This is a genomic window from Paraburkholderia bryophila (assembly GCF_013409255.1).
Taxonomy (GTDB): Bacteria; Pseudomonadota; Gammaproteobacteria; order Burkholderiales; family Burkholderiaceae; genus Paraburkholderia.
This window is the reverse complement of record NZ_JACCAS010000001.1, coordinates 3,443,103-3,467,995: the sequence shown is the minus strand read 5'-3', so window position 1 is coordinate 3,467,995 and position 24,893 is coordinate 3,443,103. Positions and strand designations below refer to the sequence as shown.

The following is a 24,893-nucleotide window of genomic DNA, read 5'->3' as shown; positions in this document are numbered from 1 at the left end:
GCCGGTTCGACCGGTTAGCGCGGTAGATAGGAAATAGGAAAAGGGCTCGCTTGCGCGAGCCCTTTTTGTTGGCTGCTTGCTGAGCGCCCCGCAGTCCCCTAGAGGACTTTCGACGTGCAGCTTATTCGGCGTAGCGCGCCGTCAGCGTGACCGGCTGCGCTTGCGGCGCATAGCTGATTTGCTGGGTCGCCTGAGCCGCTGACTGCGCGTTCTCTGCTTCCCAACGCGCCTTGGCCTCTGCCAGGCGCGCCGCGATCATGGCCTGGTAGTCGGCTTCGCGCGCGGCCTCGCGCTGCGCGTCTTGCTGCGCAATCTGTGCCGCGACTTGCTGTTCGGCCTGCTGACGCGCAATGTCCGCGGCCTTTTGCTGCTCGAACGCGGCTTGCTGCGCTGCGGCTTGCTGCTGGGCGTCGGCGGTGTTTGCCGATTGAGCAGCCTGATCCGCTTCCCAGCGTGCCTTGGCTTCCGCCTGCCGTGCCGCGATCATGGCCTGGTAGTCGGCTTCGCGCGCTGCTTCGAGTTGCGCTTCCTGTTGCGCGGCCTGTGCTGCGGCTTGCTGCTCTGCCGCCTGTTCGGCCGCGCGCGCCGCGTTCTGCCGGGCGATTTCCGCTTGCTGAGCCGCATCCGCTGCCTTGCGGGCGATCACATCCGGATCGGTGTCCGAATTCTGCTGCGCCCGCATCAGTTGAATCTGCTCATAGAGACCGCCGACCTGCGCGATCTTGTCCGAATCGCTCAGTTTTGCCGGGTCTTCAGCGAAACGCTGGTTGTACGCGTTAGATTTATCCGCTGCCGCTTTGAATTCCTGCTTTTCCAACTGGAAAATCTGCGCTTCGTCGAGTCCGCGATACTGCTCCGGCCGCCACATGTCCGGCGTGGCCGCCATGTCGGCAGCACGCACGGTGTAGCTGGAACCCTGCGAGGCCAGGATGCCACCCGGCTGCCCTTGAATGTCCGCGCCATACATCTGCACCGCATAGCCGCCGTTACCGGCCTGAATCACCCCCGCATTGTTCACGCCGAGACCGTGCTCCGAACCCTCGAGCACAATTTTGTTCGCGTACATGCCGCCCAGCGCCGACACGTCGAGCGCCACCGCCGGTTTTGCGCCCGCTGCGTTCGAGGTCAGCTTGCCGGTGAAATTGCCGTTCGCGTCGCCGTCGAACTGCGTGCCGTTCTGCGAGTTGATGCTCCAGCCCTTGACTGCGGCATTCACGATCGTCGCGCGCGACAGCAGGTTCAGTTGACCCGCGCCAACGTCGAGGCCCGCGCCGTTGATCTCGATCGCGGACGGGGTCGCGCGGTTCGTATCGACCATCACGCCCAGCGGGCTCGCGGCTGTGGGGTTGAAGTTCGCGGCGGCCAGCGTCAGGACCGGCGCGTTGATCGTCGTGGCGCCGTTCACCGAAATGCCTGCCGCGTTCGCGATCATCAGATGCGCAGGCGCGCCGGCCACTTCCATTGCGCCGTTCAGTTGCGAAGCCTGTACCGAGTTGACGTCGGCGACGATCACCTTAGCAGCGGTACCGTTCAGGTTCGCGTTGGCGGCGAGTTGCCCGGCCAGTTGGCTGACGCCTGCCGCGGTCAGGTTGTTGAAGACCACGCCATTCTTGTCCACGTCGAAGTTGCTGAACGTGTTGCGCGAAATACCCGCCGCGTTCGCGCCGGCGATATTGACGATCGGCGTGTTGCCCGGCGTGCTGACCTGAGTCTGTCCGCCCGTTGCGACGATGCCGCCGGCCATCGCGCTGCCGGTCGCACCCAGTGCGGCGAGTGCGGCAACGCTGATCATGTGGAGACGATATTGCTTCATTAAAAATAACCTATGGTCAAAAAGAAGAACTCAACCGAAGGTTGAGGACAATCGGATCGGCATTCAGTTGTTTGGGAGCAAACAACGGCGTACCGACCGAAATTGAGGCGGCAACGCTTTTCCACGACGTCGACGCGCCGATCGCCGCGCCCACCACGTTGCCGCCTGAATTGGGTTCGCCCGCGACGGGCACGACCCGGCCCGCGTCGATGCCGGCCATCATCGTCACGCGCGTGCCGAGTGCCGGCAGCGGCACGGTCCAGTTCACTTCATTGCGCAGATAAGCGCCGGTGTTGCCGTACAGGTACTGATCACGAAACCCGCGCACCGACGTATCCCCGCCGACCAGCACGCGCTCGCTGCTATAGAGCGCTTTGGGCGCCACCTGCGCATAAGCCGACGACAACAGCGCCACGTTCTGCGAGGCTTGCAGGTAGAAACTCGCGCTGGCCGACAGCTTCGTGAAACTGGACGACGGTCCACCGCCCTGGCTCATATCGCGGGTCGCGAACGGCAGCCCCTGGCTGACCGCCGGGCTGAAGGTGAAGTAGCCCGAGCGCCCGACACGCGTCGCGAAGTTCAGGCCGGCCTGCGCGGTGCTTGTGCGCTCGGAACTGTTTTGAAGCTGGAATTCTTCGAGGTAGGTGTTGCCGGTGTAATTCGACAGCGACACGAACGCGTCCACTTTGCGCGACGCATTGCGCGCGAGCGTGCGGGTGATGGTGAAGCGGTTTTGCAGGCTGCTGCCGTGGTAGCGCATGGCCGCGCCGTAAGCGTTCAACGGCACCGCATAGCTGCCGGCCGCGGCCGCGTAGCTGAAGGTCCAGGCGTTGAGCGGCAGCGTCGCAAAGGCGTTGTACGTGCGGCGAAAGCGATTGCCGTGCAATGCCGGCGTGGTGGATATCGAGGCTCCGACCTGCTCCGCGAGGCCCATCGCATTGTTGATCGTGACGCCGGCACCGAGCATGTCGCGGCCGGTGGACTTCTGGCCGCTGTTGTCCGCGCTCACGGCAAAATTCAGCAGGCGCATCGGCTTGCCCGAGAGCACCACGTCCGAGTATCCCGGTTGCGGCGCGGCGCGCACCGCAACCTTTACGCCGCCAGGCACTAGCCGGTCGATCTGATCGACGCCCTGCTCGACGTCACGCAAATTCAGCGGCTCGCCCGCCATGCCGGCGAATGCCATCTGCGCTGCGCTGTCAGCGCGAGTCGTGCCATTACCGTCGGCGAAATAGACGCGCGACACGCGCCCTTCTACCGCTTCGATCAGCAGCACCCGACTGTTGCTTTCACGTTTCGGCAGCCACGCGTGGCTCGTCACGTAACCCTGCTCGACGTACCAATCGTTGGCTTTGTCGAGGATGCGGGCGAGCGCGGCGTCATCGAGGCAATGACCCGTCGCGCCGGACGCAATCTCCTGCTTCAGCGCATCCGGCAATAGCGCAGCGCCCGCGAACCCAACGCTGTCGACCAGCACGCACTTCTGCCCGGCGAGGGCGTCCTGGGTTTGTGCGGCGGAGGCTCGCGGCGCCGCGGCGGATGCGTCCGGCTCGCGCGTGCTGAGACCGTCGCGCTGTTCACGTGCCTGATCGAGCAGGCGTTGCTGCTGCTGATCCAGGATCGCGTGATTGGCGGGGTCGACCGGATCGAATGCCCACGCTGAGCCAGTTGCGCCGGCAAGCAACGCGCCGGCGCAAGTCATCGACGCCAGCGTCGCGCCACCACGCGCCGGCCCGGATACCGATAAGCGCGCGCGAAGTTCTCTGCCGGTCAAGGCAAATGGTTTGGGGGAATTCTCTGCAGCCTGCACTTTTCATCCACTGATCAACACACCGCGCCGGATGGCGCGAAATCAGCGGTGGAATGTAAGGCTAGTGAAGCCTGGCAGGGTTGGGAAACGTCAGAAGCGCGCGCACGTTTGTCGCCTGCGGGCGCTGTATCGGTCTGGACTGATACGAGGGGGAGGGAGGACCAACTGGGGCAATCCGCCTCGCCTGTCGAGGCGAGGCGGTTGAACTACGAAACATCCATTCACGACACGACACGCTACGCTCGTGTTAGCGCGTCTCCACCTGCTTCAACACTTCTTCGACGATCTGTTCCGGCGTCAGCTCGATGCTCACCGTGATCGCTTCATCCGGGCCCGGCTCTTCCAGCGTATCGAGCTGGCTTTGCAGCAGCGACGGATCGAAGAAGTGCCCGGTGCGCGTAGTCAGCCGCTCTTCCAGCACTTCGCGCGAACCCTTCAGATAAACAAAGCACACGTCTTTATCGCCGTTGCGCAGCACGTCCCGGTATGAACGCTTCAGCGACGAACACGTGAACACCGCCGTTTCGCCCGCCGTCTGCTTTTCCACGATCGCGGTACGGATGGTTTGCAGCCACGGCCAGCGATCTTCGTCGGTGAGTGGAATGCCGTGGTGCATCTTTTCCTTGTTGGCGGCGCTGTGAAACGCGTCGCCGTCGGTGAACGGGCATTGCAGGCGCTCCGCCAGCATTTCGCCAATTCTTGTCTTGCCAGCGCCCGACACGCCCATTGCGATCAGAATCATCAAAAACTCCTTACACGACCGCCGCGAGTGCGAAGGTCAAACCCAACCCCATCAGCGAGATGATGGTCTCGAGGAGCGACCATGTCTTGAAGGTCTGCCCCACCGTCATACCGAAGTATTCCTTGATCAGCCAGAAGCCGCCGTCGTTCACATGCGAGAAGATCAGCGACCCCGAGCCGGTGGCCAGCACCAGCAATTCCGGCTGAACCTGCACGCCGCCCGCCGCCGCGATCGGCGCGACGATGCCGCACGCGGTGGTCATGGCGACCGTGGCCGAACCCGTCGCGAGACGGATCAGCGCGGCGACCAGCCAGCCGAACAGCAGCGGCGACATATGGACCGACGTGGCCACATTGACGATCTCTTTGGAAATACCGCTGTCCATCAGCACGCGACCGAAACCACCGCCCGCGCCGACGATCAGCGTAATGCCCGCGATCGGCGCAAGACAGTCGCCGCAGAACTTCTGGATCTGCTCGCGCGTGAAGCCACGGCTCGCACCGAAAGTCCAGAAGCTGACCAGCACGGCGATCAACAGCGCGACATCCGAATTGCCGATGAAGCGCAGCAGATCGTTCGGCAAGGTCTTCGGCTCGGTGATGAGATCGGCCCAACTGCCGATCAGCATCAGAATCACCGGCAACAGGACCGTGAACAGGGTGATGCCGAAGCTCGGCAGTTCGCGTTTCGGCGCGGTGTTCTGTGCGCCGGTTTTCGCGGTGTCGTTGGCGCCGGCACCTGCGCCCGCAACCGCACCTGCTGCTGCTCCGCCGCCGAGAAACTGCGCGGCAAGCGCATTATCTTTCGGCAGCTTGATATAACGGCTGATCAGCAACGCGAACAACGGACCCGCGACGATCGCCGTCGGAATGCCGACGATCAGCCCATAGGCAATCGTCTTGCCGATATCCGCGTGATACGCCTGCACCGCGAGCATCGCGGCCGGGTGCGGCGGAATCAGACCATGCACGACTGACAGACCCGCGACCATCGGCAGGCCGACCAGCAGCAGCGATTTATTGGTGCGCTTGGCGACATTGAAAGCGATCGGAATCAGCAGCACGAAGCCAACTTCGAAGAACACCGGCAAGCCGACGATGATCGCGACGACCATCATCGCCCAGTGAATATGCTTCTCGCCGAACCAGTCGATCAGCGTCGTGGCAATGCGCTCGGCGCCGCCCGATTCGGCCATCATCTTGCCGAGCATGGTGCCCAGGCCGACGACGATCGCAATGTGCCCGAGCGTATTGCCGTTACCGGTTTCGAACGATTTGACGATGGTCGCCATCGGCATGCCGGAGGCGAGCCCCAGCAGCAGCGACACGATAATGAGGACAAGGAACGGATAAACCTTGTAGCGCGTGATCAGCAGGATCAGCAAGGCGATGGCGATCACGCCGAAGACCAGCAGCAGGCTGCCGTGGGTAGCTCCCATGAAGCTCCTCCTTTGCGTTATTCATTCTGAGTGCAGGACAAGCGGCCGGCACTTCGTCTCACGGCGACCTGCGCGACGCCTGAAAACCGGGCTGACCGCGCGGACGCTGAATTTTACTGTCTGTTGCCGCAAAACGCCCGCCAATCGGGCGTGGATATCGAAAAGGAGCCTCGCCGCGACAGCCTGGCTGGCTGCATCGACGAGGCTCCTTTGTGTCGGCCTGAGGCTCGGACAAAAGCGCGGACTGCAGCGCGACTAAAGCGCGAGCGGCCCGGTGAGCTTAATGCGCCGGCGCGGCCAACTGGCTCGCGGCACGCGCGAGACGCGTGACTTCGTCCCAGTTCTGCGCGGCCAGCGCGGCTTTCGGCGTGAGCCACGAACCGCCCACGCAGACCACGTTCGGCAGCGACAGGAAATGCGTCGCGGTTTCAGCCGTGATGCCGCCGGTCGGGCAGAACTTCAGCGTCGGGAACGGACCATGAAAAGCCTGCAGCATCGGCACGCCGCCGGCTTGCTGCGCCGGGAAGAACTTGACGATCTCGTAGCCCAGTTCCAGCGCCTGGATGATGTCGCTCGGCGTCATCACACCCGGCAACAGAGGCAGGCCGGCGTCCTGCGCGGCCTTGTGCATGTCTTTGGTCAGGCCCGGCGAGACGCCGAACTGCGCACCCGCTTTCTTCGCCTGCGCGCAGTGTTCGGGCTTCGTGATCGTGCCGACGCCGACCACGATGTCGTCCGCGAGCTGGCTCGCGCGTTCGATCGCGGCCAGCCCGGCCGCCGTGCGCAGCGTGATCTCAAGCACTTTCACGCCGCCCGCATGCAGTGCGCGCGACACGTGTTCGCCCTGCTCGGCCGAGTCGAATGCGAGCACCGGAATCACCGGGCCAAGGCGCACGATATCGCTTACTGTTTTCGATGTCATAGTCAGACTCCTTGTTTCTGCAGCATTTAGCTGGCTTGAGTGGTGCTTGTATGGGTTTCGCTGTGCACTTTCGCGTGGGCGGCGTGGTGAGCCGGACGCTCGCCCACCATCGCGCCGAACACCGAAGCGCCCTGCTCCGCCGGCGCGGCCGCCGCACGGAACACACCGAACAGTTCACGGCCGAAGCCGACTTCGTTTTCCGCCTGATGTTGCGGCACGGCATTGGGACGCGCCGCCCATTCGGCTGCGTCGATCTCGACGTCGAGCACGCCGGCATCGGCGTCGATCACCAGCATGTCGCCTGTGCGCACCTTGCCGATCAGCCCTTGCAGCAGCGCTTCCGGCGACAGATGAATCACCGCCGGCACCTTGCCCGACGCGCCCGACATGCGACCGTCGGTGACCAGCGCGACATGGAAACCTTGATCCTGCAACACACCGAGCAGCGGCGTCAAACGATGCAGCTCAGGCATGCCGTTTGCCCGCGCGCCCTGGAAGCGCACCACGGCGATGAAGTCGCGCTTCAGTTCGCCTTTGTCGAAGGCTTCTTGCACCGCTTCCTGCGAATCGAACACGATCGCCGGCGCCTTGACCTTGCGATGCTGCGCCGCCACCGCCGAAATCTTGATCACGCCGCGGCCGAGCTTGCCTTGCATCAGACGCAAGCCGCCGTCCGGCTGGAACGGCTCCTTGATGCCGCGCAGCACGGTCGTGTCTTCGCTCACCTGCGCGCCCGGCACCCATTCGAGCTTGCCGTCGAGCAGCTTCGGCTCTTCGGTGTAGTGATGCAGGCCCTTGCCCGCGACGGTGTTGACGTCTTCGTGCAGCAAGCCGCCTTCCAGCAGATTGCGCACCAGGAACGCGACGCCTCCCGCGGCGTGGAAGTGATTCACGTCCGCCTTGCCGTTCGGATAGATCTTGGCGAGCAGCGGCACCGCTTGCGACAGCGTGTCGAAGTCGTCCCAGTCAATCACGATGCCCGCCGCGCGTGCAATCGCGACCAGGTGCAGCGTGTGATTGGTCGAACCGCCCGTGGCCAGCAACGCGACGATGCCGTTGACGACTGCCTTCTCGTCGACCACATGGCCGATCGGCGTGTAGTTACCGCGCTCCACCGTCAGGTCGAGCACGCGGCGCGCGGCTTGCGCGGTCAGCGCGTCGCGCAGCGGCGTGTGCGGATGCACGAAGGCCGAACTCGGCAGATGCAGGCCCATCACTTCCATCAGCATCTGATTGCTGTTCGCGGTGCCGTAGAAGGTGCAGGTGCCATGGCTGTGATACGCGGCGGCTTCCGCTTCGAGCAGCGCGCCGCGGTCGCACTGGCCGGTGGCGAAGAGTTGCCGCGTCTTGGCTTTGTCGTCGTTCGAGAGGCCGCTGCCCATCGGGCCGGCCGGCACGAAGATGGTCGGCAGATGGCCGAATTGCAGCGCGCCGATCAGCAGACCCGGCACGATCTTGTCGCAGATGCCGAGGCACAGCGCCGCGTCGAACATGTTGTGGGTGAGCGCCACCGCCGTGCTCATCGCGATCACTTCGCGCGAGAACAGCGACAGCTCCATGCCCGCGTTGCCTTGCGTGATGCCGTCGCACATGGCCGGCACGCCGCCCGCGAATTGCGCGACGCCGCCGTTTTCGCGCGCGGCCTGCTTGATGATGTCCGGGTAGTTTTTGTACGGCGCGTGGGCCGACAGCATCTCGTTGTACGACGACACGATGCCGATGTTCGGCTCGCGAATCTGCTTGATGACGAGCTTGTCGTTGCCTTCCAGACCCGCGAAGCCGTGAGCCAGGTTGGCGCATGAGAGCGCGCCGCGCGCCGGGAACTTGCCCTGCGCCTGATGGATGCGGGCCAGGTAGGCCTCGCGCGTGGGCTTGCTGCGCTCGATCACACGTTGCGTGACTTTCAACAATTGCGAATGCGGGGAAACCATCGGAGCTCCTTCGTCGCTGGCTTTGAGGGACGCATACGCGCCGAGCCAGGTAGGTATCGCGGGGGATGTCGGATCAGCCGACTCACGTCATCTTAGTAGAAAAACTACACGATCGCAATGTGGGTTCGTGCTGCGCTGCCACATTCCGCAGATAGGCCTTGAGCCGTACTGGTGGCCTGTGTGCAGGGCATCTGCAAAACTTAGGGATTACACCTACGCGTCAATTTGTAGTTTTTGTACCTTTTGTTGCGATCAGCTATAGTCCACGCATTCTTCAGCATAGTGCGAGTTTTCCGATGATGCTGTCCCAGGTGGAAGAGATGCGCGACCAGTTGCGCCCGTCCGAGCGCAAGCTGGCCGATTACATCATCGAGGCGCCGCGCGAGGTGCTCGATCTGTCGATGACGGAAGTGGCCGCCCGCGCGGGCGTGAGTCAGCCGACTATCGCGCGGTTTTGTCATGCGCTCGGTTTTTCGGGGTTTCGGGAGTTCAAGATCCGCCTGGCGCAGGGGATCGCGGCGGGCGTGCCGACTGTCTATCGGGACGTGCGGCCGGATGAAGGAGCGCCCGGACTGATTGCGAAGGTGTTCGACCGGACTATCGGGACGTTGATCGAGGTGCGCAATAACCTGTCGCCGGATAGCGTCGAGTCGGCTATCGAGTTGTTAGCGAACGCGGCGCGTATCGAGTTCTACGGTGCGGGCGGCTCGGGGATTGCCGCGCAAGACATTCAGCACAAGTTCTTCCGGCTTGGTATGCCGAGCGTCGCGTACTCCGATCCGCATACGTATTCGATGTCGGCCGCGTTGCTTGAACCCGGCGATGTCGTGGTGGCGGTATCCAATACGGGCCGCACGCGTGACATCATCGAAGCGGCGCGCTCGGCGCTTGGTCGTGGCGCGAAGGTGATCGCGATCACACACGGTAGCTCGCCGCTTGCGCGTGTGGCGACGATCTGTCTGTTCTCCAACGTGGTGGAAGAAACCGATGTGTTTTCGCCGATGACGTCGCGCATGTCGCATCTGGCGATCGGGGACATTCTGGCGGTGGGGGTGGCGCTGAGTCGTGGTCCCGAGCTTGTTGAGCGGTTGGGGCAGGCGAAGGGAGTGATTGGGCGGTTGAGGATCGACGGCGAGGGTTGACCCGCTGAAAATGAAAAAGGCCTGCTCGATGGCAGGCCTTTGAGGTCAAAACGATGTGTGCTGCGATTTATTCGACAGGTACGCTGGCTTCGACACGGCGGTTCTGTGCGCGGCCTTCAGCCGTGGCGTTCGAGGCCGGCTGTTGCACGGCCGGCTTGCCACACGTAAAGGTCAATTCGCGCGGATCCGCCTTCGGCACGGTAGCGTCAACGCGGTCGATCGATTCAAGCAGCGTCACGCCATTTTCTTTGCAGGTCTCTTCAGCAACGCGGACGCAGCTATTCGAGCTTTCCAGAAGTCCGTCACAGCTGACGCGGTAGACGGGTACTGTCTGGTTCGGTACGGTGATCGCGTGAAGCTTGTAGGTCGGGCTGGACTGCGAGGTACACGCAGCAAGGAAGCCCACAAACGCACCGAGCAACGGCGCGCGGAGATATTTGACCAGAGTCGTGTTCATTTTCAAATATTCAGTTGCGGGAAGCGGCACCCCGCGGCACGAATCGCCGACAAGAGGCGCGCTTCCCGTTGAGTCAGATCAGGTCGGTAGGCGGACGGAACCGAAGTCCCGCCCTTGCCATTACCACTGGTACGATGCGCCCGCGCCGATGGTGGTGCCCGCTGCGCTGATACCCGCGCCGAGCTTGGCCTTCAGGTTCTGCGTGATACGAACCGACGCGCCGATTGCCGTAGCCTGGTAGCCCTTGTAGTTCGCGGTGCCGACACCGACTGCAATGGTCTTGCCCAGGTCGACATCCGGAATCATCGACAACGCGGTCGCTGCTGCCACACCGCTGTACGCACCTCGCGCCACCTGATTCACGCCCGACTGCACAGTTTTGACCTGCTGGTCCGTGTAGTCCTTGGCCGTCATGCCGCCCGGCAGGTTGCCGACAGCCGCACCGATCGAGTCGTTCATCTGGCCGACATTGACCGCATCGGTCGCCGCCGTACCGTTCGCAACATTGGTGATCTGGCGTTCGCTACCGGCAGAACCCACCGACATCGTGTTCTCACGATCCGCCACCGAGTTCGCACCCATCGCCACCGAGTTAGCTGCGCTGGCCTTGGCGTTTGCGCCCATCGCCGTAGCGTGTGAACCCGATGCGATCGCACCTTCCGTGTCACGGTTGCCGTCGGCGGAGAACATCGGATTGTTCGCCGCTTGAGCAATGTTCGTGACGCTCGAGATCGCCTGGTTCATCTGGTTCACATTGACCGCGTCGTTACCGGCCGTGCCGCCTGCCACGTTGTGAATCGTCGTGCCGCCGTCAACGCCACCACCCATCGTGATGCTGTTGTAGTTGGTCGTACCATCCGGACTCTTGTCGTACGTCACCGCAGTGTTCGTCGTACCGTTCGGATTGATGATGCCGGACGCCTTCAACTGCGCGACGTTCACGGCGTCCGTGTCAGCCGTACCCGCCGCGACGTTGGTGATCTGGCGTTCGTTACCTGCCGAGCCCACCGACACCGAGTTCGCACGATCAGCCACCGAGTTGGAACCCAGCGCAACCGAGTTCGCTGCCCGCGACTGCGCGTTACCGCCGATCGCTACCGACTCCATACCCAGTGCTTGCGAATCCGCCAGCGTCGAGTTGGCGTGGAAGTACGTAATGCCAGCGCCGTTGGTGATGTTATTCAACGTGTTGTTGATCGAGCTGATGTCACCGGCGTTCTGCGTGACACGGCCATCAATGTTGGTGATCGCGTCACCGATGTTGTTGACCGTCGTGCCGGCCACCGTGTACGACGGTGCCGCAATCGTGCCATCCGGATTCACGGTCGACCCGCCGCCCATTGCATCCGCTACGCTCTGCGACACGCCGAACAGCTGTGCCCCGTTGATCGCGTCGACGCTGCTCGCATTCACCGCGCCCGTTGCGACGCCCGTCAGTTGACGCTCGCCTGCCGTACCCGTGAAGTCGACCACCTTACCGTTCGTGTCCTTGCCCACCGTCAGCTTCTCGCCGGCGGAGGCCTGCTGCACCATCCCGGTCGTGCCGTTCATGATGTTGGTGATATCGCCTTCCACGTTCGTCACGCGGCCGTCGATGTTGGTCACTCGGCCGTCGATCATCGTAACCGCGTCGCCTACGTTGTGAACCTTGGTCGTCGTACCGTCGATGTTGGTGACGTTGTACGTCGGGCCCGTCACTGCGCCAGTGGTCGAGTCGATCGATGCACCGCCACCCAGACCGTCAACCGCCCCCTTGAGTTGACCGAGATTGACCGCCGCGTTGTCGACCGTGCCGGCCGCTACGCCCGTCAGCATGCGATCGCCCGCCGTGCCGGTGAAGTTCACTTCGGTGCCGTCGGTGTTCTTGCCGACCGTCAGCTTTTCGCCGGCTGCGGCTTGCTGCACCATACCGATCGTGCCGTCGTTGATCTGGTTGGTGATGTTCGTGACATCGCCCTGAACAGTCGTTACACGATCGTCGATGCTGGTGATCGCGTCGCCCACGTTGCTGACCGTCGTACCGCCAGTGCCGTCGGTGTGCTTGTTGATGATCCAGGTCGGGTTGATAACCTTGCCCGTGGTCGGATCAATTCCGGCGCCACCGCCAATCGTATCGGCCACGCCCTTGAGCTGCGAGACGTTTACTGCTGCGTTGTCAACCGTGCCAGCCACCAAACCCGTCAGCATGCGGTCGCCCGCCGTGCCGGTGAAGTTCACTTCGGTGCCGTCGGTGTTCTTGCCGACCGTCAGCGTCTCGCCGGCTGCCGCCTGCTGCACCAGGCCAACCGTGCCGCTGTTGATGTTGTTGGTGATGTTGGTGATCGCCGAGCTGTTGTCGGTGGTACGGCCGTCGAGGTTGGTGATTGCGTCGCCAACGTTGTCCGCGGTCGTTTTGCCACCGTCCAGCTTGTACTTCGGCTTCGTGATCGTGCCATCGGCGTTGACCGTCGAACCGCCGCCCAGTGCTGCCGCTTCGCTTGTCGATGCTGCCGTCAGTTGGCCGAAGTTGACTGCATCGGTCGCTGCCGTGCCGGCTGCCACGCTCGCAATCTTGTTCGTCTCCGACGTGTCGTGCTTGGCTGTGAACGAGCCTGCCGTCGCATCCCACTGCAGCGAATCCTTCTGCAGGCCGTTGATGTTGGTGTTGATCGTCGTGATGTCACCGGTGTTCTTCGTGGTTGCACTGTCGATCTTCGACAACGCCGTGCCGACGTCAGTCGCCGTCTGGCCCTGCACCGTGTAGGTCGGGGCTTTGATCGTGCCGTCAGCGTTGACCGCCGAACCGCCGCCCAAGGCCGTTGCTGCGCTTTGTGCCGTGCTGTAAAGCTGCGAACCATTGATCGCGTCAACGCTCGTGGCATTCACCGCGCCCTTCGCGACGTTCGTCAATTGACGTGCGCCAGCCGTACCGAGGAAGTCCACTACCGAACCGTCGGTGGCATTGCCGACCGTCAGCTTCGCGCCCTTCGATGCCTGCTGCACCAGACCAGTCGTGCCGTTGTTGATGTTGTTGGTGATGGTGCTGACATCGCCAGCTACGCCGTCGATACGGCCGTCCAGTGCGGTGACCGCACCGTCAACACCCACGGCGTCCTTGCCGCCGACCTTGTACTTCGGCTTGGTGATCGTGCCGTCGGCGTTCACCGTCGAGCCGCCGCCCAGTGCTGCGGCTTCGCTTGTCGATGCTGCCGTCAACTGGCCGAAATTCACCGCATCGGTTGCCGCCGTGCCGGCTGCCACGTTCACAATCTTCTTGCCCGCTACGCTAGCTTCGCCGTTCGGACCGTTGAACAGCACAGCCTTCACTGAGTTGCCGTTGCCGTCAATGACGCCTGCGTCCTTCAACTGCTTGACGTTGACCGCGTCCAGGTCGGCCTTGCCGGCCGCCACGTTGGCCAGCGTCGTGCCGGCCTGACCCGCCAGCGTGATTTTGGTCTTGGCTGCCGTGTCGTACTTGACCGCCATCGCGTCCGTACCAGAGGCCGTCGACTGAACCGCGCTCAGCGCGTCGCCGACGTTGTTGTAGTCCGTGCCATCGATGCTGTACTTGGGCTTCGTGATCTTGCCGTTCGCGTCAACGGTTGTGCCGCCGCCGAATGCGTCGGCAGCGCTTTGTGCCGTGCTGTAAAGCTGCGAGCCATTGATCGCGTCGACGCTCGTGGCATTGACGGCGCCCTTCGCGACGTTCGTCAACTGACGTGCGCCGGCCGTGCCGAGGAAGTCCACTACCGAACCGTCGGTGGCCTTGCCAACCGTCAGCTTCGCGCCCTTCGATGCCTGCTGCACCAGACCAACCGTGCCGTTGTTGATGTTAGTGTTGATCGTGGTGATGTCGCCGGTGTTCTTGGTGGTCGCACTGTCGATCTTCGACAACGCCGTGCCAACGTCAGTCGCCGTCTGGCCCTGCACCGTGTAGGTCGGCGCCTTGATCGTGCCGTCGGCATTCACCGTCGAACCGCCGCCAAGTGCGCTCGTCACACCCTTGAGCTGCAATACGCTCACTGCGTCCGTGTCGGCCGTACCCTTGGCCATGTTCACGACCTGGCGCTGTGCGGTCGCGGAACCCACCGAGACTGTATTCGCACGATCGGCCACCGAACTGTTGCCCAGCGCGACACTGTTGTCGCCCGTCGCACTCGAGTTCGTACCGAGCGCCATGCCCCACTTGCCGTCTGAGCTCGCACCGCCCCCAATCGCAATGGAATCGGCTCCCTTCGTGGTGGAATCGGCCAGCGCGCTGTTCGTGTGGAAGTACTTGATGCCGCCACCGTTGGTGATGTTGTTCACCGTGCTGGTGACGTTGCTGACGTTCTGGTTGGTCGCGTACAGCTGCGAGCCGTTCACCGCATCCGTGCTCGATGCCGACAGCGTGCCTACCTTCACATTTGTGACGGTCGTGCCAGTAGCGCCGCCGCCCAGCGTCACCTTGTCCTTCGTCGTGCTGTCATACGCCACGAACGCGTTTGTCACGTTGCCCGACGTGTCCGTCGACAGACCTGCTGCCTTCAGCTGTTTCACGTTCACCGCATCCGTGTCGGCTGTGCCTGCTGCCACGTTTGCGATCTGGCGCTCAGCGCCGGCCTTGCCCACCGAGACACTGTTGGCACGGTCCGCGAGCGCGTTATAGCCCAGCGCAACGGCGTTGGTTGCCGTCGACGACGCACCACTACCCAGCGCCACCGAATTGGCCAGGCTGGTCATGGCATTGGCACCGAGCGCAACCGACCACGAACCCGTCGCATTGCTGTTGGCACCCACTGCAACGGTCGATCCGTCCTGCGCATTTGCCGTGTTGCCGATCGCTACGCCATTGGTACTTTTGGCCGTGGCCTTGGAACCAATTGCGATCCCATCGCTACCTGTAGCTGACGAATCAGCGCCAGAAGAATTGACGTGGAAGTACTTGATGCCGGCATTCCCGTTGGTAATGTTGCTGACAGTCGTGCTCAGGTTCGTCACGTTGCTGTTCGTCGCGAACAGCTGCGAACCGTTCACCGCATCCGTGCTCGATGCCGACAGCGTGCCTGCCTTCACATTTGTGACGGTCGTGCCAGTAGCGCCGCCGCCCAGCGTCACCTTGTCCTTCGTCGTGCTGTCATACACCACGAACGCGTTTGTCACGTTGCCCGACGTGTCCGTCGACAGACCTGCTGCCTTCAGCTGTTTCACGTTCACCGCATCCGTGTCGGCTGTGCCTGCTGCCACGTTCACCAGCTTTTTGTTCTTCACATCCGCATTGCCGCCCGTTGCGCTGAACTGCACCGCATTCGCTGCTGCCGTCTTCGCCGCGTCTGCCGTACCCTGTGCGGTCGTCACGTTGCTGTTCGTCGCGTACAGCTGCGAACCGTTCACCGCATCCGTGCTCGATGCCGACAGCGTGCCTGCCTTCACATTTGTGACGGTCGTGCCAGTAGCGCCGCCGCCCAGCGTCACCTTGTCCTTCGTCGTGCTGTCATACGCCACGAACGCGTTTGTCACGTTGCCTGACGTGTCCGTCGACAGACCTGCTGCCTTCAGCTGTTTCACGTTCACCGCATCCGTGTCGGCCGTGCCTGCTGCCACGTTCACCAGCTTTTTGTTCTTCACATCCGCATTGCCGCCCGTTGCGCTGAACTGCACCGCATTCGCTGCTGCCGTCTTCGCCGCGTCTGCCGTGCCCTGTGCGGTCGTCACGTTGCTGTTCGTCGCGTACAGCTGCGAACCGTTGACCGCATCCGTGCTCGATGCCGACAGCGTGCCTGCCTTCACATTTGTGACGGTCGTGCCAGTAGCGCCGCCGCCCAGCGTCACCTTGTCCTTCGTCGTGCTGTCATACGCCACGAATGCGTTCGTCACGTTGCCTGACGTGTCCGTGCTCAGGCCAGCGTTCTTCAGCTGCTTGACGTTCACTGCGTCCGTGTCCTGCGTACCCGCGGCCACGTTTACAACCTGACGCTCTGAGCCGACCGCACCGACCGAAACCGTGCTGGTGCGATCTGCGATGGACCCAAAGCCAATCGCGGCGGCGTTATAGGCAGTCGCTTGGCTGAACACGCCCAACGCCATGCTCAGGTTCGCCGACGCGACCGACTGGGCGCCCAGGGCGGTGCCACTCGAGCCGCTCGCAGATGCGTTAAATCCGACCGCCGTAGCGTTAACTGTGCCGGAGGCTACGTTCGCATAGACGCCTAACGCAGTGGACTGCAGTCCCGCCGCACTGGAGTCTCCGCCCACGGCAACGGCGAACACGTCGGTGCTTTTTGCGTTGGAGCCAATGGCAACCCCTCTGCCGCCATCACCAGATGCTGGTGTAACCTGCGCACCACTTCCAATGGCGACTTGAGTCGACACTGCCACGGTCCCACCGTCTAAACCGCTAGCGCTGGCGTCAAGCGATGCCCCGGCGCTCGCAGCGAGCATCGCAATCATCAACATTTTTTTGTTTTTACTCTTCTTCCCCCGCCCCTTCGCTACTTCCGGCGCAGCCACATACGTCGCTGTAGTTTCATTCCAAATGGTTTTATACGACTTGTTCACGATTTCATCCTGTTGAATGTGTGATAACTGCTTCTGCTCTGCGAGGGCCAGATGGGCACAGCACGCATATCAGTGGTTACCGAAGGAATGAAAAAAGTGGTCGTACAAAATGAGAACTTCCGAACTATCTCACTAACCCTTCGGCTGACCGTCCGAATATAGATTTAGGAGCATCAGGGTTTAATAGGAGAACTCTTAAAATAGATCAGATTGACCTTAATTTATCCAACTCATAACCGTTTTCCCTTAAAAATGGGGAAAACGCTTCTTGTAAGCGCAGAAATTTCACTATCAAAAACAGGCATGAGGCAAGCACTTTATGAATTATCCGAACAAAATATTTTATATGCAGTCGTCGCAATATCAAGGCTTCAGAACAACCCCTAATTTCAATCCTCATAATTAAGAATTTTCCCAGATCAAAATCAGATCATTGATTTTAAAATTATTCTCATCCGCCTTACGAATAAATATCATCCCAACACTATTGGGAAACACATTTATATATTTTTAGCAAATTAAATAATTACACCGACTGATCCGGATTCAATTAAGCAACTCCGCATAAGCACGTCTTCAATCAATTTCAAAGGAATCGCAATGAAACACATTCTCCGACTAGCCGCCGTCGTTTCACTAGCACTCGCAGCAATAATCCCCGCATACGCAGCCGACCGTGACGAAGACGCCCTTAAGACCATCGAACAAACGTGGATCACAGCCTCCTCGAACACGGACCGCGTCACCCTGGACAGCCTGCTCGACGACTCCTTCATCGACACCACGCCGAGCGGCACACGCCGTAGTAAAAGCGACGTGCTTCTCGCGCCGCCTCCACCGCCGGGTTCGACGCAGACCCTGACGAACCTCGAGGTCCGCGTAAACGGCGACACAGCCATAGTCACCGGCACGAACCACTTCACCCTTGGCCCGAACGCCCAGCCAAGCGACTACTCGTTCACCGATGTCTTCGTCCGCAAAGAACGCGACTGGCGCGCAGTTTCAGCGCAAATAACGCGCAAGTAGTCGTGTCAGCAGAACCAGGCCGAGAACAAGAAAGCAACCCCGGCAGCAATCTCAAACGCGCGGCAAACCCCAGCCGCGCGCAAGAAATATCACGACCTCGTATTGACAGGGTTCTTGCTAGCGCGACCGCCCAAGTTATCCATTCAATCAGGAACTGAACATGAAACGCCTATCCTTCCTGGCCACCATTGGCCTATCCACCTGCGTGCTGGCCGTCGGCCTTCACACCGAGGTCCAAGCCGAAGCCACCTTGGTTTCAATCGAACAGATGTGGGTCGACGCCGCCGCTCGCGGCGACCGCGCCACACTCGACCAACTCCTCGACAACTCGTTCATCGAAACCATGCCCAACGGCGCGCGCCGCAGCAAAGCCGACCTGCTGTTCGCCCCCGCGCTGCCACCCGGCGCCGCGCAGTCGCTCGGCGATCTGAAAGTACGTGTTTTGGGAAATGTCGCGATGGTGTCCGGCGTCAATCACTACACGCCGGCATCGGGTTTGAAAACGATCGATTACGCGTTCACCGACCTGTATGTGCGACGTGGCGACACCTGGCGTGTCGCGTCGTCACATACGACTCTCGGGTCGGTGCATAACGTCTAACAGTGTGGAGCGTTGCGCTCCTATCAAAAGCTTAAAACGGCTTGATCACCACCAGCGCCACCGCTGCCAGCATGCCCAGAACGGGCAATTCATTGAACATCCGATACCACTTATCCGAGCGCTTATTCTCGCCACGCTCAAAAGTGCGCAACAGCACACCGCAGTAAGCGTGATAGATGATCAACAGCACCACCACGCCGACCTTCGCGTGAATCCAGCCTTGGCCGCGGCCGATGCCGATCACCAGCCACAGCCAGATACCGCAAGCCAGCGCCGGCACCGCGATAAACGTCATGAAGCGGAACAGCTTGCGCGCCATCGTCAGCAGACGCGCCGTCGCGGCGGGCTCCGTTTCCATCGCCAGATTGACGAAGATGCGCGGCAAATAGAACAGGCCGGCAAACCAGGAAGCAATCAGGACGATGTGAAACGTTTTGACCCAGAGCATCGGCGGTACCTGTAGCTGTGCGATTGTTGACTACGTTGATTGGGGAACAAGCGCGACCGCGTTGCACAGCCGCACTTGTGTCATGCGCCCGCCGAGGCGGCGCAGCGCTTATTGACGGCCTTCGCCGTGCCCGAGCACAACGTACTTCAGCGACGTCAGCCCATCCAGACCCACCGGCCCGCGCGCATGCAGCTTGTCGTTCGAGATGCCGATTTCCGCGCCCAGGCCGAATTCGAAACCATCGGCGAAACGGGTCGACGCATTCACCATCACGCTCGCCGAATCCACTTCGCGCAGGAAGCGCATCGCGCGGTCGTGGTCTTCCGTGACAATCGCGTCGGTGTGATGCGAGCCGTATTCGTTGATGTGCTCGATCGCCGCATCCAGACCGTCGACCACCTTGATCGCCAGCACCGGCGCGAGATACTCGGTGCGCCAGTCTTCTTCGGTGGCGTCGACGAGCGGCGCGACGCCCGCGTCGGACAATACAGCTCGCGCCGCCGCATCCACGCGCAATTCGACGTCCTTCGCGCGATACAGCTTGCCCAGCGCCGGCAGCACCTCAGCCGCGATATCACGCGCGACCAGCAGCGTTTCCATCGTGTTGCAGGTGCCGTAGCGGTGCGTCTTCGCGTTATCGCAGACGGTCAGCGCTTTCGTCAGATCCGCGCGATCGTCCACGTACACGTGGCAGATGCCGTCGAGGTGCTTGATCATCGGCACGCGGCCTTCTTCGATCAAACGCGCGATCAGACTCTTGCCACCACGCGGCACGATCACGTCGACGTATTCGGTCATCGTGATCAGCTTGCCGACCGCCGCGCGGTCCGCCGTGGCCACCACTTGCACCGCGTCTTGCGGCAACCCGGCCGCTTCCAGCCCTTCGCCGATCAGCTTAGCCAGCGCCGTATTGCATTCGAGCGCTTCCGAACCGCCACGCAGAATCGTCGCGTTGCCCGATTTCAGGCAAAGCGCGGCGGCGTCGATCGTCACGTTCGGCCGCGATTCGTAGATGATGCCGATCACGCCCAGCGGCACGCGCATCTGGCCGACCTGAATCCCGCTCGGCCGATACTTCATGTTGCTGATCTCACCGATCGGATCGGCCAGCCCGGCGACTTGCCGCAGGCCTTCGACCATCGTCTTCAGCGCTTTGTCCGACAGCGTAAGACGATCGATGAACGCCGCGTCATGCCCCTTCTCGCGCGCCTTGGCCAGATCGCGCGCATTGGCTTCCTTCAGCAGCGCGGCATCGCGTTCGATCGCGTGAGCGACAGCCGCGAGCGCGGCGTTCTTCGCCGCCGTCGACGCCCGCGCCATCGCACGCGATGCGTGACGGGCGCGGCGGCCGAGGTCGGTCATGTACTGGTCGATATCCATGGAGATTCTCTTGGTGCAGCGCACGCTTAGGCGCAGCGGACGGACAGAATTAGCGAAACATCGAAAGATTGTAAGACGGGTGGAGGTGATCTGCTTGAGGCGGTGGTTTGAGCGAATCAGAGGCGCTCAGGCCGCTCAAACCGGTCGGCGCGCGGGCACAGCAGCGGCTCCGGTCCGAGGCCGCGACGGCGGCACGGCCGCCGTCTTCGGCGACGCCACGGTCATCGCCAGCTCGAACAGACCGTCCCACGGATCAGGCGGCGGATCGTTGCGATGATTCCCCCGCGTACCGCCAGACAAACCCTTCACCTGCCGATCCAGCTTGGCCGCCAAAGCAAGCGCCTTCTCCAGCGCGCCTTCGGTGACGCGCGACAATGCCGGCCCGATCAACCGCTCGCGCGGCCCCCACACACGGTTCTCACGCACCAGCATCGCGAGCGGTTTGCCCGCCTCGACGCCGCGCTTGATCCGCAGCAGCGTGCGCACTTCTTCGACGACTGCCCACAGCACCAGCACCGCTGCCTCGCCTTCGCCACGCAGCCCGTCGAGCATGCGCGACAAACGGCCGACATCGCCCGCGAGCATCGCCTCGTTCAGCTTGAAAACGTCGTAACGCGCGACGTTCAGCACCGCGTCCTGAACCTGGTCGAAACTCAACGAGCCCGCCGGATACAGCAGCCCGAGCTTCTGAATTTCCTGATGCGCCGCCAGCAGATTGCCTTCCACCCGTTCGGCGATAAAGGCCAGCGCGCGCCGCCCTTCTTCACCGGCCGCTACCCGCTGGCCCTGCGCCGCGAGCCGCTGGCCCACCCAGTTCGGCAACTGCGCGCGCTCCACCGGATCGATCTTCAACGCGACGCCCGCATCGGCCAGCGCCATGAACCACGCCGATTTCTGCGTGGCCGCGTCGAGCCGCGGCAGCGTGACCATGGTCAGCACGTCGTCGTTGACGGCAGCAGCAAGCGCCTTCAACGCATCCGCACCTTCCTTACCGGGCTTGCCCGATGGAATCCGCAATTCGACCAGTTGACGGTCACCGAACAGCGACATCGACTGGCTCGCGCCCAGCAGCGAACTCCAGTCGAAACCGCGCTCGACAGTGAACACCGAGCGATCGGTGAAGCCGGCCGCGCGCGCCGTCGCACGAATGCGGTCGCACGCTTCTTGCGCGAGCAGATGCTCGTCGCCGAACACGACGTAGAGGCCGGCGAGTCCCTTGGCGAGATGCGCTTCGAGCGCGTCAAGTCGCAGTTGCATGCGGACCGTCCGGCAAAGTTGAACGAAGCACCACGGTCACAGCGGCGGCGGCGGCAACGGCGCACGCGGCGCCACCGCCGGCACTTCCTGACCCGGCGCCGGATGCAGCGAGCGCACGATCGACAGACGGCGCGTGAGCTGGTCGATCGCGTCGTTTTCCATGTCGGCGTACAGGATGTCCGCTTCCGCCGCCTTGGCTTGCGAATACTGGTCGCTATAGGTCATCGCGCGATTCAACGAAATCACGCTCGGCGGAATCAGCACCGTGCCGTCTTTTCCGACCAGCGAGTAAGTCATCGAGAGGTTCATTTGATACTCCTCGACCACGCCCAGCGAATTCAGCGTCAGCGTGCTGACGCCACGGCCTTCGCCGATCGTCAGCGTCGCGTCGGAATTGGCGAGCGAGGTGACCACCACCGTATCGCTGCCGCCTTGCACCATGCGCGTGAGGCGCGCGCTGGCCGCCGGCGAACCGCCGGCGACATAGAGGCGTTTAAACGCGTAGTCCTGCTGGCCACGCAACTGGAAGCCGCAAGCGGACAACATCAGCACGCTGCAAGCCAGCGTCAATACCATTCTGCGAGTCACATTGGCTCCTGGTTCGCAGTAGATTCCGCAGCGAGAAACAGGCGCCGCCGTGCGCGACCGACCCTGTCCGCTGTCATGTTCTCGTCTCGAGTCAAACGACCACGTTCACGAGTCGGCCCGGCACCACGACGATCTTCTTCGGGGCCTTGCCTTCGCTGAACTTCGCGACCATTTCGTGAGCGGCCGCGAGCTGTTCGATTGCTTCACGCGTGGCGTCTTTCGCCACGGTGATCGCGCCGCGCACCTTGCCGTTCACCTGCAGCACGAGTTCGATCTCCGACTGTTCCAGCGCCTGCTCGTCGACCTTCGGCCATGCCGCGTCGAGCAGCGAACCGTGGACGTCGGCGAAACCGAGTTCCTGCCACAACTGGAACGCGAGGTGCGGCACCACTGGGTACAGCACGCGCAGCATCACGCTGTACGTTTCGCGCAGTACGGCCGGCTGGGCACCCTTCGCGCTGTCGAGCGCGTTGAGCATCTTCATCGCGGCCGACACCACCGTGTTGTACTGCAAACGCTGATAGTCGAAGTCAGCCTGCTTCAGCACGCTGTAGATCTCGCGGCGCAGCGTCTTGTCGACGTCGCCGAGTTTTGCAGCGTCGAACGTACCGCCCGAGCGCAACGCGGCTTCGTTCGCCTGACTGAAGCTCCACACGCGGCGCAGGAAACGGCTCGCGCCTTCCACGCCCGAACCGGACCATTCAAGCGACTGCTCGGGGTGAGCGGCGAACATCACGAACAGACGCGCGGTGTCCGCACCGTGCTGGTCGATCAGCAATTGCGGATCGACGCCGTTGTTCTTCGACTTCGACATCTTCTCGATGCCGCCGAGCACGACCGGCTGGCCATCCGCGTTCAGGATCGCGCCGACCGGGCGGCCCTTGTCGTCGAACGAGACCGTGACGTCGGCCGGGTTGTACCAGGTCTTCTTGCCGGCATCGCTTTCGCGGTAGTACGTTTCGTTGAGCACCATGCCCTGCGTGAGCAGGTTCTTCGCCGGCTCGCCGAACTTGACGAGGCCCAGGTCGCGCATCACCTTCGCCCAGAAACGCGAGTACAACAGGTGCAGAATCGCGTGCTCGATACCGCCGATGTACTGATCCATCGGCGCCCAGTAATCGGTGCGCTCGTCGACCATGGTCTTCGCATTCGGCGACGCGTAGCGGTAGAAGTACCACGACGAATCGACGAAGGTGTCCATCGTGTCGGTTTCGCGTTTGGCCGCGCTGCCGCACGTCGGGCAGGTGCAGTTCACGAACGCTTCGGATTTAGCGAGCGGATTGCCCGTGCCGTCCGGCACGAGGTCTTCCGGCAGCACCACCGGCAGATCTTTTTCCGGCACCGGCACGTCGCCGCACTTCGGGCAGTGAATGATCGGGATCGGCGTGCCCCAGTAACGCTGGCGCGACACGCCCCAGTCACGCAGACGCCACGTGATCTGCTTGTCGCCGAGGCCGAGTTCCTTCAGGTCGGCGGCGATCTGGTCGACCGCCGGCTCGTAGGCGAGGCCGTCGTACTTGCCGCTGTTGATCAGCGTGCCGGTCTTCTCGCCGTACCAATCCTGCCAGGCTTCCGTCGAGAATTCCTTACCTTCGACGGCCACCACCTGCTTGATCGGCAGGTCGTATTTCTTCACGAATGCGAAGTCGCGTTCGTCGTGCGCCGGCACGCCCATTACCGCGCCTTCGCCGTAGCTCATCAGCACGTAATTACCGATCCACACTTCGACCTGTTCCTGCGTCAGCGGATGCGTGACGGTGAAGCCGGTGCCCATGCCCTTCTTTTCCATGGTCGCGACGTCGGCTTCAGCCACCCCGCCGCGCTTGCATTCTTCGATGAAGGGCAGCAGTTCCGGCTTGTCTTTCGCGAGACGCGTGGCGAGCGGATGCTCGGCGGCAATCGCGCAGAAAGTCACGCCCATGACCGTGTCGGCGCGCGTGGTGAACACGCGCAGCAGCTTCTGTTCACCGTCGATCTCGTACGGAAACCCGAAGTTCACGCCGAAGCTCTTGCCGATCCAGTTCTGCTGCATGACCTTGACGCGCTCGGGCCAGCCGAGGCCTTCGAGGTCGTTAAGCAGTTCGTCCGCGTACTGCGTGATGCGCATGTAGTACATCGGGATTTCGCGCTTTTCGACCAGCGCGCCCGAACGCCAGCCGCGGCCGTCGATCACCTGCTCGTTCGCGAGCACGGTCTGGTCGATCGGGTCCCAGTTCACCGTGCCGGTCTTCTTGTACGCGATGCCCTTCTCGAGCATCTTCAGGAACAGCCACTGGTTCCATTTGTAGTAATCGGGGCTGCAGGTCGCGACTTCACGCGACCAGTCGATCGCGAGGCCCATGGACTGCATCTGCTTCTTCATGTAAGCGATGTTGTCGTAGGTCCATTTCGCGGGCGGCACGTTGTTGGCCATTGCCGCGTTTTCCGCCGGCATGCCGAACGCGTCCCAACCCATCGGCATCAACACGTTGTAGCCGTTCATCCGCAGATAGCGGTACATCACGTCGTTGATCGTGTAGTTCCGGACGTGACCCATGTGCAGCTTGCCCGACGGGTACGGCAGCATCGAGACGCAGTAGAACTTGGGTTTCTCGGTGATTTCCGATGTCTTGTACGCGTCGATGGCGCGCCATTGCCCTTGCGCGGCAGATTCGACGTCGGAGGGAACGTATTTTTCGTGCATGGTGTGATGGGATCGCTGGGTTCGGTGCTTTCGCACCGGCCGCTTTGGTGCTCTGCTGGATGAAATGGCGTCGTTCCCCTTCTGCGGGGGAAAGGGCTGATTATACCGTTCGCGGGCGGCTACGCCGCGCAGCGTCAGG

Annotated in this window: 15 protein-coding genes and 2 pseudogenes; 3 read left to right on the top strand and 14 right to left on the bottom strand. The window is 62.3% G+C overall.

Features of this window, described 5'->3' with window-relative positions:
- Positions 1-121: 121 nt before the first annotated feature.
- The 6 genes from GGD40_RS15515 to edd form a co-directional block, all read right to left on the bottom strand.
- Positions 122-1,813 carry a filamentous hemagglutinin N-terminal domain-containing protein gene (locus GGD40_RS15515; protein WP_179744167.1) on the bottom strand — a complete coding sequence of 564 codons (1,692 nt, stop codon included), beginning with the start codon at positions 1,811-1,813 and terminating at the stop codon, positions 122-124.
- 16 nt (positions 1,814-1,829) lie between these two features.
- Positions 1,830-3,587, bottom strand: a complete 1,758-nt coding sequence (locus tag GGD40_RS15510) for a ShlB/FhaC/HecB family hemolysin secretion/activation protein (protein WP_179708358.1) — start codon at positions 3,585-3,587, stop codon at positions 1,830-1,832.
- A gap of 283 nt (positions 3,588-3,870) precedes the next feature.
- Positions 3,871-4,365 (bottom strand): gluconokinase, encoded by a 495-nt coding sequence (locus GGD40_RS15505; protein ID WP_179708356.1) that lies wholly within the window; start codon positions 4,363-4,365, stop codon positions 3,871-3,873.
- Positions 4,366-4,375: 10 nt separating this feature from the next.
- Positions 4,376-5,803 (bottom strand): GntT/GntP/DsdX family permease, encoded by a 1,428-nt coding sequence (locus GGD40_RS15500; RefSeq protein ID WP_179744166.1) that lies wholly within the window; start codon positions 5,801-5,803, stop codon positions 4,376-4,378.
- A 280-nt stretch (positions 5,804-6,083) separates the two neighbouring features.
- Positions 6,084-6,725 (bottom strand): bifunctional 4-hydroxy-2-oxoglutarate aldolase/2-dehydro-3-deoxy-phosphogluconate aldolase, encoded by a 642-nt coding sequence (gene eda / locus GGD40_RS15495; protein WP_035548579.1) that lies wholly within the window; start codon positions 6,723-6,725, stop codon positions 6,084-6,086.
- Positions 6,726-6,751: 26 nt separating this feature from the next.
- The gene (gene edd / locus GGD40_RS15490) at positions 6,752-8,656 is read right to left on the bottom strand and encodes a phosphogluconate dehydratase (RefSeq protein ID WP_179744165.1); all 1,905 of its coding nucleotides are present in this window, start codon (positions 8,654-8,656) and stop codon (positions 6,752-6,754) included.
- 296 nt (positions 8,657-8,952) lie between these two features.
- Between edd and GGD40_RS15485 the strand changes: the two genes are divergently transcribed.
- Positions 8,953-9,798: a MurR/RpiR family transcriptional regulator gene (locus tag GGD40_RS15485; RefSeq protein ID WP_179708350.1), complete on the top strand. Its 846-nt coding sequence runs from the start codon at positions 8,953-8,955 to the stop codon at positions 9,796-9,798.
- Positions 9,799-9,865: 67 nt separating this feature from the next.
- Here the strand turns inward: GGD40_RS15485 and GGD40_RS15480 are convergent, their stop codons facing one another.
- From GGD40_RS15480 to GGD40_RS37340, 3 genes and pseudogenes are all read right to left on the bottom strand, one after another.
- The gene (locus tag GGD40_RS15480) at positions 9,866-10,255 is read right to left on the bottom strand and encodes a hypothetical protein (RefSeq protein ID WP_179708348.1); all 390 of its coding nucleotides are present in this window, start codon (positions 10,253-10,255) and stop codon (positions 9,866-9,868) included.
- A 120-nt stretch (positions 10,256-10,375) separates the two neighbouring features.
- Positions 10,376-16,318, bottom strand: a pseudogene (locus GGD40_RS15475) (YadA-like family protein); the annotation flags it as partial.
- A gap of 324 nt (positions 16,319-16,642) precedes the next feature.
- A pseudogene (locus tag GGD40_RS37340) lies at positions 16,643-16,771 on the bottom strand (ESPR domain-containing protein); the annotation flags it as partial.
- A gap of 600 nt (positions 16,772-17,371) precedes the next feature.
- Between GGD40_RS37340 and GGD40_RS15470 the strand changes: the two are divergent.
- Entirely contained in the window at positions 17,372-17,797 is a 426-nt protein-coding gene (locus tag GGD40_RS15470; protein ID WP_179744163.1) for a nuclear transport factor 2 family protein, read from the top strand.
- Between the two features lie 160 nt (positions 17,798-17,957).
- Entirely contained in the window at positions 17,958-18,398 is a 441-nt protein-coding gene (locus GGD40_RS15465) for a nuclear transport factor 2 family protein (protein WP_179744162.1), read from the top strand.
- Between the two features lie 31 nt (positions 18,399-18,429).
- On the opposite strand, the gene GGD40_RS15460 is transcribed toward GGD40_RS15465, so the two are convergent.
- From GGD40_RS15460 to leuS, 5 genes are all read right to left on the bottom strand, one after another.
- The gene (locus GGD40_RS15460) at positions 18,430-18,846 is read right to left on the bottom strand and encodes a CopD family protein (RefSeq protein ID WP_179744161.1); all 417 of its coding nucleotides are present in this window, start codon (positions 18,844-18,846) and stop codon (positions 18,430-18,432) included.
- A gap of 108 nt (positions 18,847-18,954) precedes the next feature.
- The gene (locus tag GGD40_RS15455) at positions 18,955-20,226 is read right to left on the bottom strand and encodes a glutamate-5-semialdehyde dehydrogenase (RefSeq protein ID WP_179708340.1); all 1,272 of its coding nucleotides are present in this window, start codon (positions 20,224-20,226) and stop codon (positions 18,955-18,957) included.
- 135 nt (positions 20,227-20,361) lie between these two features.
- Complete coding sequence (gene holA / locus GGD40_RS15450) at positions 20,362-21,483, bottom strand: DNA polymerase III subunit delta (protein ID WP_179708338.1); 1,122 nt, start codon at positions 21,481-21,483, stop codon at positions 20,362-20,364.
- Between the two features lie 36 nt (positions 21,484-21,519).
- Positions 21,520-22,071, bottom strand: coding sequence for an LPS-assembly lipoprotein LptE (locus GGD40_RS15445; protein WP_179708336.1), 552 nt, complete (start codon positions 22,069-22,071; stop codon positions 21,520-21,522).
- A gap of 91 nt (positions 22,072-22,162) precedes the next feature.
- A complete protein-coding gene (gene leuS, locus GGD40_RS15440; protein ID WP_179744160.1) occupies positions 22,163-24,754 on the bottom strand; it encodes a leucine--tRNA ligase in 2,592 nt (863 codons plus the stop codon).
- Between the last annotated feature and the right edge of the window lie 139 nt (positions 24,755-24,893).